Source organism: Streptomyces sp. NPDC059443 (assembly GCF_042750105.1).
Classification (GTDB): domain Bacteria; phylum Actinomycetota; class Actinomycetes; order Streptomycetales; family Streptomycetaceae; genus Streptomyces.
Map to the genome: position 1 here is coordinate 263,068 of NZ_JBHYVM010000007.1, position 13,347 is coordinate 276,414.

Annotated in this window: 10 protein-coding genes; 6 read left to right on the plus strand and 4 right to left on the minus strand. The window is 72.0% G+C overall.

What is annotated here, in order from left to right; translation table 11 throughout:
• Positions 1-3,335: S41 family peptidase (locus ACFXDJ_RS09910; RefSeq protein ID WP_384848699.1), on the minus strand; the 3,335-nt coding region annotated here is incomplete at its 3' end.
• 198 nt (positions 3,336-3,533) lie between these two features.
• On the opposite strand from ACFXDJ_RS09910, the gene ACFXDJ_RS09915 reads away from it, so the two are divergent.
• Both ACFXDJ_RS09915 and ACFXDJ_RS09920 read left to right on the plus strand, forming a co-directional pair.
• A complete protein-coding gene (locus ACFXDJ_RS09915; RefSeq protein WP_384658916.1) occupies positions 3,534-4,124 on the plus strand; it encodes a TetR/AcrR family transcriptional regulator in 591 nt (196 codons plus the stop codon).
• 137 nt (positions 4,125-4,261) lie between these two features.
• Positions 4,262-6,481 carry an MMPL family transporter gene (locus ACFXDJ_RS09920; protein WP_384658918.1) on the plus strand — a complete coding sequence of 740 codons (2,220 nt, stop codon included), beginning with the start codon at positions 4,262-4,264 and terminating at the stop codon, positions 6,479-6,481.
• Positions 6,482-6,705: 224 nt separating this feature from the next.
• Here ACFXDJ_RS09920 and ACFXDJ_RS09925 read toward each other — a convergent pair whose 3' ends face one another.
• Positions 6,706-7,122: an SsgA family sporulation/cell division regulator gene (locus ACFXDJ_RS09925; RefSeq protein ID WP_384848702.1), complete on the minus strand. Its 417-nt coding sequence runs from the start codon at positions 7,120-7,122 to the stop codon at positions 6,706-6,708.
• 165 nt (positions 7,123-7,287) lie between these two features.
• On the opposite strand from ACFXDJ_RS09925, the gene ACFXDJ_RS09930 reads away from it, so the two are divergent.
• Positions 7,288-8,352 carry an energy-coupling factor ABC transporter permease gene (locus ACFXDJ_RS09930; RefSeq protein ID WP_384663039.1) on the plus strand — a complete coding sequence of 355 codons (1,065 nt, stop codon included), beginning with the start codon at positions 7,288-7,290 and terminating at the stop codon, positions 8,350-8,352.
• Positions 8,352-9,113 (plus strand): cobalt ECF transporter T component CbiQ, encoded by a 762-nt coding sequence (gene cbiQ, locus ACFXDJ_RS09935; protein WP_384663037.1) that lies wholly within the window; start codon positions 8,352-8,354, stop codon positions 9,111-9,113. The genes ACFXDJ_RS09930 and cbiQ overlap by 1 nt, the downstream gene beginning before the upstream one ends.
• Here cbiQ and ACFXDJ_RS09940 read toward each other — a convergent pair.
• The gene (locus tag ACFXDJ_RS09940; RefSeq protein ID WP_384663035.1) at positions 8,996-10,348 is read right to left on the minus strand and encodes an RNA-guided endonuclease InsQ/TnpB family protein; all 1,353 of its coding nucleotides are present in this window, start codon (positions 10,346-10,348) and stop codon (positions 8,996-8,998) included. The genes cbiQ and ACFXDJ_RS09940 overlap by 118 nt on opposite strands.
• 143 nt (positions 10,349-10,491) lie before the next feature.
• Here ACFXDJ_RS09940 and ACFXDJ_RS09945 point away from each other — a divergent pair, with 143 nt between their 5' ends.
• Together ACFXDJ_RS09945 and ACFXDJ_RS09950 are read left to right on the plus strand one after the other, a co-directional pair.
• Positions 10,492-11,241 (plus strand): energy-coupling factor ABC transporter ATP-binding protein, encoded by a 750-nt coding sequence (locus ACFXDJ_RS09945; RefSeq protein WP_384663033.1) that lies wholly within the window; start codon positions 10,492-10,494, stop codon positions 11,239-11,241.
• A 28-nt stretch (positions 11,242-11,269) separates the two neighbouring features.
• Positions 11,270-12,451 (plus strand): serine hydrolase domain-containing protein, encoded by a 1,182-nt coding sequence (locus tag ACFXDJ_RS09950; protein ID WP_384663031.1) that lies wholly within the window; start codon positions 11,270-11,272, stop codon positions 12,449-12,451.
• A 31-nt stretch (positions 12,452-12,482) separates the two neighbouring features.
• Here ACFXDJ_RS09950 and ACFXDJ_RS09955 read toward each other — a convergent pair.
• On the minus strand, positions 12,483-13,347 hold an 865-nt coding region (locus ACFXDJ_RS09955; protein ID WP_384848705.1), incomplete at its 5' end, for a penicillin-binding transpeptidase domain-containing protein.

Below are 13,347 nucleotides of genomic sequence, written 5' to 3' on the forward strand. Positions count from 1 at the left end.
TCTCGCTCTCCGGCGCGCCCCCGCGCGCGCCCCACTCCCGCCCCGCCCCCCCCCCCCCCCCTGACGCCCCCCCCGGTGTCGGCGCGGCCCGCCGCGGCGGCCCCCCCCCGGTCCGGTACGTCCGTGTAGCCGGGCGGTACCGCCGCCGGGTCCTGTTCCAGCAGCTCCAGCGCCAGGTGCACGGCGTCGTCCAGCTGGGCGTGCCGCCCCTCCGCCCAGTCGAGCGGGGTGCGCAGGATCGGCAGGTCCGGTTCCACGCCCTGGTTCTCCACCGACCAGCCGTACTCGGGGAACCACGCCGCGTTCATCGGCACCGTGATCACCGTTCCGTCCCCGAGGGTGTGCCGGCCGGTCATGCCGACCACCCCGCCCCAGGTGCGCTGGCCGACGACGGGGCCGAGCCCCAGCAGCTTGAAGGCCGCGGTGATCATGTCCCCGTCGGAGGAGGTCGCCTCGTCGGCCAGCGCCACGATCGGGCCCCGGGGCGCGTTGGAGGCGTAGGAGACCGGCTGGGCGTTGCGGGTCAGGTCCCAGCCGAGGATCGAGCGGGTCAGCTTCTCCACCACCAGCTCGCTGATGTGCCCGCCCGCGTTGCCCCGTACGTCCACGATCAGGGCCGGCTTCGACATCTCCACGCGCAGGTCGCGGTTGAACTGCGCCCAGCCCGAGCCGCCCATGTCGGGGATGTGCAGGTAGCCGCACTTGCCCCCGCTGACCTCGCGGACCACCGCGCGGCGCTTGGCCACCCAGTCCTGGTAGCGCAGCGGCCGCTCGTCGATCAGCGGCACGACCGCGACCCGGCGCGAGCGGCCCTGCCCCTCGGCGGGCTCGAAGGTGAGCTCCACGGTGGTGCCGCCCGCCGCCGACAGCAGCGGGAACGGGCCGGCCACCGGGTCCACGGGCCGGCCGTCGACGTGGGTGAGGACCGCGCCCTCCCGGATGCCGGTGCCCGCGAGCGGGGAGCGGGCCTTGGAGTCGGAGGATTCGCCGGGCAGGATCCGGGCGATGACCCAGGCCCCATCGCGGGGGAAGAGGTTGACGCCGAGCAGGCCGATGGCCCGCTGGTAGTGCGGGGGCCCTTCGTTGCGGCGCGCGGGGGAGACGTAGGCGTGCGAGGTGCCGAGCTCGCCGAGGACCTCGCGCATCAGGTCGGCGAACTCGTCCGGGGAGGCGACCCGTTCGACCAGGGAGCGGTACTGGCGCAGCACCCCGTCCCAGTCGATGCCGCACATCTTCGGCTCCCAGAAGTAGGCGCGGATGAGCCGCCCGGCCTCCTCGAAGGCCTGGCGCCATTCGGCCGCCGGATCCACCTCGTGCAGGATGCGCCGCAGGTCCAGGTAGACGGTGGAGTCGCTGTCGCCGGACTCGGTGGCCGGGACCGCCCGCAGGTCCCCGTCGTCGTTGACGACGAGCCGGGTGCCGTCCCCGCTGACCGCGAACCAGTCCAGCCCGGAGGCCAGTTCCGTCTTACGGGCCTTCGTGAGGTCGAAGTGCTCCAGCGTGGGCTTGCCGCTGGTGTCGGCCGGGTTGGCGAAGGTCTCGCCGAGCGCGCCGGAGATCGGCCAGCGCAGCCACACCAGCCCGCCGCCGCTCACCGGGTACAGGGCCGAGTACTTGGACGCCGTCACCGGGAACGGCGTCACCCGGCTCTCCAGCCCCTCCACCTCCACGGTGACCGCGCCGTCGCCCGTATCGCCCTCGGCCGGGTCGAGTCCGCCCGCCGCCGGGCGGCCGTCGGGGGTGAACGCGAAGGGCGAGGGGGTCGCCGAGGAGAGCGGCACCAGGTACGGGCGGCAGCCCAGCGGGAAGGACAGGTCGCCGGTGTGCACGTCGTAGACCGGGTCGAATCCGCGCCAGGAGAGGAAGGCGAGGTAGCGGCCGTCCCGGGTGAAGACCGGGTTCTCGTCGTCGAAGCGGCCGTTGGTGACGTCCACGACGGTGCGCGCGCCCGGTCCCGTGATCCGGGCCATCTTGATCTGGCGCAGGGAGCGCCCGACGCCCGGGTGCGACCAGGTCAGCCAGCAGCCGTCGGGGGAGAAGGCGAGGTCGGTGACGGGCCCGTTGTCGGACCGGATCAGCTCGCTGGCCTCCCCGTTGGACTCCTCCGTCGCGTCGATGAGCAGCAGCCGCCCGTCGTCGGAGGCGATGGCGAGCCGTTCCCCGTCCGGATCGGAGAGCAGCTCCAGTACGCGGCCCAGCTCGCCCGAGGCCAGCCGGCGCGGCTCCCGGTCCCCGGAGGCCCGGGGCAGGTAGGCGATCTCGATGGCGTCCTCGCCCTCGGCGTCCGTCACGTAGGCCACCTGCCCGCCGCTGCCCAGCATCTCGGGCAGCCGGACCCGTACGCCCGGGGTGTCGGCGATGGTGCGGGCGGGCCCGTCGCGGTGCGTGAGCCAGTACAGGCTGCCGCGGACGACGACGGCGCTGGCTCGCCCGGTGGCGTCGACGGAGAGGGAGTCGACGTGGCTGGCGGCCGGGACCTGGTAGGTGCGGCGCCCCGCGCGGGGGCCGCCCAGGCGGACCTCCAGCTTGCGCGGGGAGGCGTCCGGGGCCAGCGATTCGACGATCCACAGGTCGCCGGCGCACTGGTAGACGATCCGGGAGCCGTCGCTGGAGGCGTGCCGGGCGTAGAACTGCTCGTGGTCGGTGTGCCGGCGCAGATCGGTGCCGTCGGGCAGGCAGGAGTAGAGGTTGCCGATGCCCTCGTGGTCGGAGAGGAAGGCGATCCGGCCGGCCACGAACATCGCGGAGTCCAGATGCCCCTCGATGCCCTCCAGCAGCCGGACGCCGTGCAGCCACAGCCGCCCGGTGGCGCCGCCGCGGTAGCGCTTCCACGCGGCGGGCTCGTGCGGGGGCTTGCCGGTCAGGAGCAGGGTGCGGTGCTCGCCCTCGATGTCGGCGACCTGGATGTCGGAGACGGGCCCCCAGGGGAGGCGGCCGCCGGGACTGCCGTCGGTCGGCAGCTTGTAGGCCCAGGAGTAGTACGAGAACGGCTGGCCGTGCGAGGAGACGGCCAGGATGCTGCCGTCCGGGTCCCAGCCGCACACCCGGGTGTCGGTGGAGCCCCAGTAGCTGAGCCGGCGGGCCGGGCCGCCCTCGACGGGGGCGAGGTGGATCTCGGGGTCCAGGCTGCGCCAGGTGGTGAAGGCGATGTGCCTGCCGTCGGGGGAGAACCGGGGGTGGCCCACCCGGGTCCGGTCGACGGTGATCCGCCAGGCCCGCCCTGCCGGTTCTCCAGGAGGAACCAAGGGCGCCACCCAAAGATCGTCCTCGGTGGCGAAGCACAGCAGATCGTCATGGAGATGGGGGAACCGGAGGTACGCCGCGTCGTGACTCACCCCCCAATGCTTTCCGCGGGGAGGGGGGCCGGCAACTCGTACAGGTGATCCATGGGTGTGTCGCGACGGCCCCTCCGGAGTGACCGACACCACTCCCTCAGCGAAACGGAACGGTTTCGTTTCGCTGAGCGCAGGGGTATCGTCCTACGAGTACGAAACGGTTTCGTTCGGATGGCAAGGTCGGGAGGAGACGACGAGATGGTCGAAGAGGTCATGTCGCGCCGCAGCCGGATCACCCCCGAGCGGGAAGCCGAACTCCACGGGGCGGTCCTCGACCTCCTGCGCGAGGTCGGCTACGAGGCGCTGACCATGGACGCGGTCGCCGCCCGTACGAAGTCCAGCAAGGCCACCCTCTACCGCCAGTGGGGGAGCAAGCCCGAGCTGGTCGCCAAGGCCCTGCGCTGCACCCAGCCGGTCTCCCTCCGGGAGATCGACACGGGCAGCATCCGCGGGGACTTCGCCGTCATGGTCGAGAACTCCGACGACGCCCAGATGGCGAAGGACACCGCGCTGATGCGGGGTCTGACCCATGCGGTCCACGAGAGCCCGGAGCTCCACAAGGCGCTGCGGGAACTGCTGGTCGACCCGGAGATCACCGGTCTCCAGCTGATGCTGCAACGGGCGGTGGACCGGGGCGAGATCGCCGCGGGCTGTCCGGCCCTGGCCTTCGTCCCGCACATGCTCATCGGGGCGTTCATCGCCCTCCCGCTCATCGAGGACCGGTCCGTCGACCGGCGCTTCCTCGGTGACTTCATCGACGCCGTGGTCTTCCCCGCCCTCGGCGTCTGATCCCCTTCCCGCCCAACACCGTCCGGCCGAGCTGTCCCCGCGCTCGATTCCTGCTGCCTCTGACACGCCGCTCTCGTCGTCGGACCGGCATTCCATGCCCTGATCCATCCCACGACCCGAACGGGAGAACCACCGACGTGGCCACCTTCCTCTACCGACTCGGCAGGGGCGCCTTCCGGCGCCGTCGATTCGTCGCACTCGTCTGGGTGGCGCTGCTGTTCCTCGCCGGTTTCGGCGCGGCTACGGCTTCCACACCCACCGCAGGCTCGTTCTCCATACCCGGCACGGAGGCCCAGAAGGCCTTCGACCTGCTGGAACAGCGCTTCCCGGGAATGGCCGCCCAGGGCGCCACCGCCCGCATCGTCATCAAGGCCCCGGCGGGCGAGAAGATCGACTCCCCGGCCGCCAAGGACCAGGTCGAGAAGATCGTCACCGGCCTGAAGGACGGCGCCGGCAAGGACGAGGTCTCCTCGGTCGCCGACCCGTACGAGGCCAAGGCCGTGAGCCAGGACGGCTCCACCGCCTACATCAGCGTCAAGTACAAGGTCAGCGGTATGGAGCTGACCGACGCGACCCGCGAAGCCCTCAAGGAGTCCGGTACGGAGGCCAAGGCCGCCGGCCTGAACGTCCAGATCGGCGGAGACGCCCTGATGGCGGCCCCCGAGACGGGTCCTGGCGAGATCATCGGCATCGCCATCGCCGCGGTCGTCCTCGTCATCACCTTCGGCTCGCTGATCGCGGCCGGACTGCCGCTGGTCACCGCGCTGATCGGCGTGGGCATCGGCGTCTCCTCGGTCACCGCGCTCGCCAGCGTGCTGGACCTGGGCTCCAGCACCGCCACCCTCGCGTCGATGATCGGCCTCGCGGTCGGCATCGACTACGCGCTCTTCATCGTCTCCCGCTACCGCGCGGAGCTCGCCGAGGGCCGTGAGCGCGAGGAGGCCGCCGGCCGCGCCGCCGGAACCGCAGGTTCCGCCGTGGTCTTCGCCGGTCTGACCGTGGTCATCGCCCTCGTGGGCCTGGCCGTCGTCAACATTCCGATGCTGACCAAGATGGGCTTCGCCGCCGCCGGCACCGTGGTCATCGCCGTCCTCGTCGCCCTGACGCTGGTCCCGGCCATCCTCGGGTTCGCGGGCAAGAAGGTCCTGCCCGCCGGTACGAAGAGCAAGCTGTTCGGCAAGGGCAAGCCGGCCCCCGCCGAGGGCGCCGAGCCCAAGCCCAACGGCGGCACCCGCTGGGCCCGCTTCGTCCTGCGCCGCCCCGTCATGGTGCTGCTGGCCGGTGTGATCGGCCTCGGCGTCATCGCGATCCCGGCGAGCAGGCTGGAGATGGGCCTGCCGGACGACGGCTCGCAGCCGGTGTCCACCTCCCAGCGCCAGGCGTACGACCTGCTCTCCGAGGGCTTCGGCCCCGGTTTCAACGGCCCGCTGATGGTGGTCGTGGACGGGGACAAGGCGCTCGCGGACAAGACGGTCGACCGGATCAAGGGCCTGGACGGCGTGGTCGCGGTGACCCCGCCCCAGCTCAACAAGGCTGGCGACGCCGCCGTCATCACGGTCATCCCGAAGGACCGCCCGTCCTCCACGGAGACCGAGGACCTGGTCCACAAGATCCGCGCGGGCAGCGGCGACGACGTCCTCGTCACCGGCGCGACCGCGATGAACATCGACTTCTCGCAGAAGATGAACGACGCCCTGGTGCCCTACCTGGCACTCGTCGTCGGCCTCGCCTTTCTGCTCCTGATGCTCGTCTTCCGCTCGGTCCTGGTCCCGCTCAAGGCGGCCCTCGGCTTCCTGCTCTCGGTGGTCGCCGCCCTCGGCGCCGTCGTCGCGGTCTTCCAGTGGGGCTGGCTCAGCTCGATCTTCGGGGTGGAGCAGCCCGGTCCGATCATGTCGATGATGCCGATCTTCATGGTGGGCGTCGTCTTCGGTCTGGCCATGGACTACGAGGTCTTCCTGGTCACCCGCATGCGTGAGGCGTACGTCCACGGCGAGCGGCCGGGTCAGGCCGTCGTGTCCGGGTTCCAGTACAGCGCCCGGGTGGTCGTGGCCGCGGCGGTCATCATGATCGCGGTGTTCTCGGGCTTCATCGGATCCGGCGAGCAGATGATCAAGATGATCGGCTTCGGTCTGGCCATCGCGGTCTTCTTCGACGCGTTCGTCGTCCGGATGACCATCGTCCCGGCCGTCCTCGCGCTGCTCGGCCACAAGGCCTGGTGGCTGCCGAAGTGGCTCGACCGGATCCTGCCGAACGTGGACGTGGAGGGCGAGAGCCTGCGCAAGCACCTCGGGGAGTCCTCGGGCGGCTCGGACGGCTCCGACGGTCAGGGCAAGGACCGCGAGCTCGTCAACGTCTGACCCGACGGGCGGCGGGCGGTGCTCGACGCACCGCGCACCCCGCACGCAGGACCGGGCCCCCCCCCCCCGGGGGGGGGGGGCCGCGGCGCCCGGGGCGGGGGGGGCTAGACAGGGTGCTAGGCGCTGGGGGGGGGGCGCGGCGCCCGCCCCCCCCCCCCCCCCGCGCGCCGCCCCGCCCCCCCCCCGGGGGGGTGCGGGGCCGGTCCCGTTCGGGCGCGTTGGGCCTAACGGGTGGCCGAGGCGGTGGCGGCGGCCGCGGCCGCGGGCGCGGGTGCGTACGTACGGCGCAGGAAGCGGCGCAGCGCGGCGATGTCGAACTGGACCACCGCGACGCCCTCGGGGGAGTGGAACTCGACCACGGCCTGGACCCGCCCGCAGGGCCAGACGCGTACGTCGCCGGTCCCGGTCGGGGCCTGGAGTCCGGCCTCCAGGAGGGCCCGGGGGAAGACCCACTCGTTGTCGGTGCCCTCGGGGGAGAGGTCGGCGGGGAACACGATCCGCACGGCCAGGGGTTCGGCGGGGACGAAGCGCAGCGCGACCGGGATGGCGCGGTAGAGCGGGTCGTCGGTGATGACACGGGCCCGCACCCGCTCCTCCACGATGGTCGCGGTCGCGGGCGGATTCTCGGCGGTGGCTGACATCGACAAGACTCCTCGAATCGGAACATATGCGTCCGCATTTCCCCCAGCCTCGCACATTCCCACGAATCCGCGCGGACCTATTTGTGGCAGCACCGCTCTTGCCAACGATTCGCAATTGGGCACTATCCTTGAACGGTTAAAGATTTGAGGAAGCGGAGCGAAACCATGCATGTGCCCGACGGCTTCATCGATGCCCCCGTCTCCATAGCCGCAGGTGTCGTCGCCGCCGGAGCCGTGGCGGTCAGCCTCCGCGGCGCCCGCCGCGAACTCGACGACCGCACCGCCCCGCTCGCGGGCCTCGTCGCCGCGTTCATCTTCGCCGTGCAGATGCTGAACTTCCCCGTCGCCGGCGGCACCAGCGGCCACCTGCTGGGAGGCGCGCTCGCCGCGATCCTCGTCGGCCCCTACACGGGCGTGCTGTGCGTGTCCGTGGTCCTCCTCATGCAGGGCGTCCTCTTCGCCGACGGCGGTCTGACCGCCCTCGGCGTCAACGTCACGAACATGGGCGTCGTGACCGTGATCGTCGCCTACGCCGTCTTCCGCGGGCTCCTGAAGCTGCTGCCCCGCACCCGCCGCTCGGTGACCGCCGCCGCCTTCGCCGGAGCCCTGCTCTCGGTCCCCGGCGCCGCCGTCATGTTCACCCTCTTCTACGCCCTCGGCGGCACCGCCGACGTGTCCACGGACAAGGTCTTCGGCGCCATGGTCGGCGTCCACGTCCTCATCGGCATCGGCGAGGCCGTCATCACCGCCGCCACCGTCGGCGCCGTGATCGCCGTACGCCCCGACCTGGTCCACGGCGCCCGCGGGCTGTCCGCTCCGCTGAAGCTGCGTGTCGGCGGCGAACTGGTCGACGCCCCGGCCGCCGCCGGGCCGGCCGCCCCGGTCGGCCTCGCCGCCCGCTCCACGAAGCCCGTGTGGATCACCGGCCTGGTCACCGCCTTCGTCCTGGCCGGCTTCGTCTCCTTCTACGCCTCCTCCAGCCCCGACGGACTGGAGAAGGTCGCCGCCGACAAGGGCATCGACCAGAACGTCACGAAGCACGCCTCCGCCGACTCCCCGCTCGCCGACTACAGCGTCAAGGACGTCTCCGACTCCCGCCTCTCCGGCGGCCTCGCCGGAGCCATCGGCGTCGGCGCGACCGTCCTCGTGGGCACCGGGATCTTCTGGACCGTGCGCCGCCGCCGCGCCGAAGACCTGACGGCGGCCTCCACGGCCGTCCCGGCCGCCTGATGGGCGCGGGCCACGCCCACAAGCTCTACCGGCACGGGCACACACCGGTCCACGAGCTGCCGCCGCACTGCAAGCTGGCCGCAGCCTTCGCCTTCGTGGTGGTCGTCGTGTCCACCCCGCGCGAGGCGGTGTGGGCCTTCGGGCTGTACGCCGTCCTCATCGCGGCGGCCGCCGCCGTGGCCCGGATCCCGGCCGCCTTCCTGCTGCGCCGGCTCCTGATCGAGGTGCCCTTCGTCGCCTTCGCCGTCCTGATGCCCTTCGTGGCACAGGGCGAGCGGATCGACTTCGCCGGCATGTCGCTCAGCGTCTCCGGCCTCTGGGGCGCCTGGAACGTCCTGGCCAAGGGCACCCTCGGCGTGGCCGCGTCCGTACTCCTGGCCTCCACCACCGAACTGCGCGCCCTGCTGCTGGGCCTCCAGCGGCTCAAGCTGCCGCCGCTGCTCGTCCAGATCGCCTCCTTCATGATCCGGTACGGCGACGTGATCACCGACGAGCTGCGCCGGATGTCCGTCGCGCGGCGCTCCCGCGGCTTCGAGGCGAGCGGGATCCGGCACTGGGGGGTCCTCGCCAAGACGGCCGGAGCCCTGTTCATCCGCTCCTACGAACGCGGCGAGCGGGTCTACCTCGCGATGGTCAGCCGCGGCTACGCCGGGTCCATGCCGGTGATCGACGAACTCGCGGCCACCCGCGCCCAGTGGGCGTACGCGGCCGTGCTCCCCGTGACGGCGCTCGCCGTCTGTCTGATGGGATGGACCCTTTGAATCCTCCCCGCCCTAGGGGCGGGGATTCCTGGCTCACGTCGGCTGTGGACCGGCGGTCCGTCAGCTCTTACACGATCGGCACCAGCCGGGTTGAGACCAGCCCGGACCAGCATCACGTGTGCGGAGTTCTTGTCCCTGGGGGACACGGCTCCGCACGCGGTGCAGGTGTAGGTACGTTCCGAGAGGGGGAGTGCGTGCTTGGTTCTCGCTCCGCACTGCGCGCACTCCATGGTGGTGTGCGCGGGATGGACAAGGTGCACGATACGCCCGTGCTTGCGGGCCATGCCGATCAACGCCGTCTTGGTGGCGCCGATGGCGGCGTCGGCGGCCCTGCGGGCCATGGTCGACTTGGCGAGGAACTTCGGGCGGAAGTCCTCCACCGCCAGGGCGTCGTGGTCGCGGACCACAGACTTGGCCCACTTGCGGCCGCTGTCCTGACGTTGCCGGGCCACCTTCTTGTGAAGCTTCGCCGTCAGCTTCTTCGCCGCCCGGTAGCCCCTCGAACCGGGCTTGCCCTTCGCCGGTTTGCGGCGGGCCATCATCCGCTGATAGCGGGCGAGCCTGACGGCGGCCTTCTTGCCGTGCTCCGCGTGCGGGAGGTCATGGGCGTCGCTGGTGGTTGTGGCAGTCTCCCTGACACCCCAGTCGATCCCGATCACCGCGCCCGTCTCCGGGAGGGGCTGGGGGTTGGTGGCCACGACGAAGGACGCGTACCAGTGCCCGAGGCTGTCGCGGTAGATCCGCACCGAGGACGGGTCCGCCGGGAGATCGCGAGACCACACCACGGTCAGGACGATACCGCCCGCAAGATGCAGGCGGCCGTCCTTGATGCGGAAGCCGCGCCGGGTGTAGTTAAGGCTCGGGTCGGCATGGGACTTCTTCTTGTACTTGGGCATCCCCGCCCGCTGCCGCATCGGCAACCGGGCCTTGATGTCCTTGAGTGCCTTAGCACGGGACTTCCCGAAGTCGCGTACGAGCTGCTGCTGCGGAACGCTGCTGCCGTCACCCAACCAGGTGTTGCAATTGCGGGCTTCGGTCAGCATCTTGTCCAGTCGGGCCGGACCGCAGTTCTCGTCCTCGGCGTGGGCCTTCTTCGACCGAGCGGCGCACTCGTTCCAGAGCCACCGGCACCGGGCCCACTCACCCAACAAACTGGCGAGCGCGGTCGACGACACGCGAAGCCGGTAGGTGTACCGGGAATGCCCGGTCTCTTCCGTCTCCTGAGATGCCGTCACGCGGTCAACCTAGACCAGCCCACTGACAACGCCAGAAAGCGCAGGTCACCACATATGCGAAACGAACCCCGGCGCTCCGCGCCTACGGCGGCGGGACCCATTCCTCCCCGGGCCGAAGCCCCCGGCATCCTGGGAGAGATCCGGTGAACGCACCCTCTCTGCACGTCTCCGGCCTCGCCTACGCCTACCCCGACGGCCACCAGGCCCTCTTCGGGGTGGACCTGACCGTCGGACAGGGCGAGCGGGTGGCGCTGCTCGGCCCCAACGGCGCGGGCAAGACCACGCTGGTGCTGCACCTCAACGGCATCCTGAGCGGCGGCGTCGGCACCGTGTCCGTGGCCGGGCTGCCCGTGGAGAAGCGCAACCTCGCCGAGATCCGCCGCCGGGTCGGGATCGTCTTCCAGGACCCCGACGACCAGCTCTTCATGCCCACCGTCCGGGAGGACGTGGCCTTCGGCCCGGCCGCCGCCGGGATGCGCGGCGCCGAGCTGGAGGAGCGGGTGCGCGAGGCCCTGGACCTGGTCGGCATGTCCGCCTTCGCGGACCGGCCCCCGCACCACCTGTCCTTCGGGCAGCGCCGCCGGGTCGCGGTGGCGACCGTACTGGCCATGCGGCCCGAGATCCTGGTCCTGGACGAGCCGTCCTCCAACCTCGACCCGGCATCGAGGCGGGAGCTCGCGGACATCCTGCGCTCCCTCGACGTCACGGTGCTGATGGTGACGCACGACCTGCCGTACGCGCTGGAGCTCTGCCCGCGCGCGGTGGTCCTCAGCGAGGGCACCCTGGTGGCGGACGGCCGGACGCAGGACCTGCTGTGCGACGAGGAGCTGATGCGCGCGCACCGCCTGGAACTGCCCTTCGGCTTCGACCCCCGCTCCGTAGTGGTGGCATAAGCGCCGGTCGGAGGTTGTTGGACTGCCCGTGGACATCCAGGGTGTGGTGGCGGAGGGCTTCGAGCCCGTCAGAGACGCGTTCGTACGCAACTTCGAGGTGCTCGGGGACCGGGGTGCGGCCGTGGCCGTGTACCGGGACGGGCGCAAGGTCGTCGACCTCTGGGGCGGCACCAAGGACGCGGACGGTGACGCGCACGGTGACGCGCACGGTACGGAGCCCTGGGCCGAGGACACCGTGCAGATCGTCCGCTCCGCGACCAAGGGCGTGGCCGCCGCCGTCCCGCTGCTGCTCCAGCAGCGCGGGCTGCTCGACCTGGACGCGCCGGTGGGCTCGTACTGGCCGGAGTTCAAGGCCGGGGGCAAGGAGCGGGCCCGGGTCCGGGACCTGCTCGCACACCGTGCGGGAGTCCCCGCCCTGGACCGGGGGCTGACCGTGGCCGAGGCCGCCGACGGGGTCTCCGGACCGCGCGCGGTCGCCGCCCAGCACGCCTTCTGGGAGCCGGGCACCGAGCACGGCTACCACGCGCAGACCTTCAGCTGGCTGCTGAACGAGCTCGTGCTGCGGGCCACCGGCCGCTCGCTCGCCGGCATCCTGGCCGAGGAGATAGCGGAGCCGCTGGGCCTGGACTTCTGGATCGGCCTGCCGGAGACGGAGACCCACCGGGTGGGCCGGGTGGCGCCCGTGGATCCGCCGGAGGGCGCCGGCACGCTCAGGACCCGGCCGCGGCGAAACGTTTCCGAGGCCTACGCCGATCCGGACTCCCTCACCCGCCGCGCCTTCGCGGCCATCTACCCCCTGCCGGACGAGAACGACCCCGCCTACCGCGCGGCCGAGCTGCCCGCCTCGGCCGGCATCGGCACGGCCCGCGCACTGGCCCGGTTCTACGCCGCCACCATCGGGGTGGTGGAGGACGGCGCGCGGATCTTCACCCCGGCCACCACCGCACTCGCCGGCAAGGAGTTCTCCTCCGGCCCGGACCGCGTGCTGGTGGTCAACACGCGCTTCGGCCCCGGCTACATGCTGCACGGCCCCGCCTCACCGCTGCTGTCCCCGGCCTCCTTCGGGCACCCCGGGCGCGGTGGCTCGCTCGCCTTCGCGGACCCGGAGGAGGGCATCGGGTTCGGCTACGTCACCAACGCCCACGCCAAGTCGGTCACCGCCGACCCGCGCGCCCAGGCCCTGGTCCGCGCCCTGCGCTCGGCGCTGTAACCCGGCCGGGGCGGGGTGGGCGGCGGGCACATCAGCCCGAGTTGAGGACCGTCGCCACGATCGGGCCCGCCGCGTCGCCGCCGTGGCCCCCGCCCTCGACCATCGCGGCGGCCGCCACGTCACCGCTGAACCCGGTGAACCAGCTGTCCGGGTTCTGTGCCCCGTCGACCTCCGCCGAGCCGGTCTTCGCCCCCTTGTCGGAGCCGCCGACCGCCGACATCGCGCCCCGGGCCGTACCGCTGGTCGCCGTCAGCTTCATCATCCGCACCAGCTGCGCCGCCACCGACGGCTTCATCGCCCGGGAGGCCCTGGCGAGCTCGCGGTCGTCCATCGAGGCCTTGACGACGACCGGCTGGCGGAACACCCCGGTCCGGGCGGTCGCCGTGATCGAGGCCATGGTCAGCGGGTTCATCTGGATCTGGCCCTGGCCGATGTACTCGGCGGCCGCCGCCGGGCCGGTGGCCTCCGGGACCTTGCCGTCCACGGTCGCCACCCCGACCTTCCATTCGACGCCGATGCCGAAGACCTCCCGGGCCTCCTTCGGCAGCGCTCCGATGTCGTTGACCGGCTTGATCTGCTTGATGAAGGCGGTGTTGCAGGACTGGGCGAAGCTCGTCGCGAAGGTCTCGTGGTCGAGCTTGAAGCCGTTCAGGTTCTTGAAGGTCCGGCCCTCCCACGACACCTCCGCCGGGCATTCGGCGACCTTGTCCGCCGAGACCAGCCCCCGGTCCAGCAGCATCGCGGAGGTCACGATCTTCATCGTGGATCCGGGTGCGCGCGCGCCGCTGATCGACGCGGGGAAGCCGTCCCCGCGGTGGTCGGCGATGGCCAGGACGTCGCCGGTGCTGGGCTGGACGGGGCGCGCCCCCGCCGGGGGCGCGGGGGGGGGGGGGGGG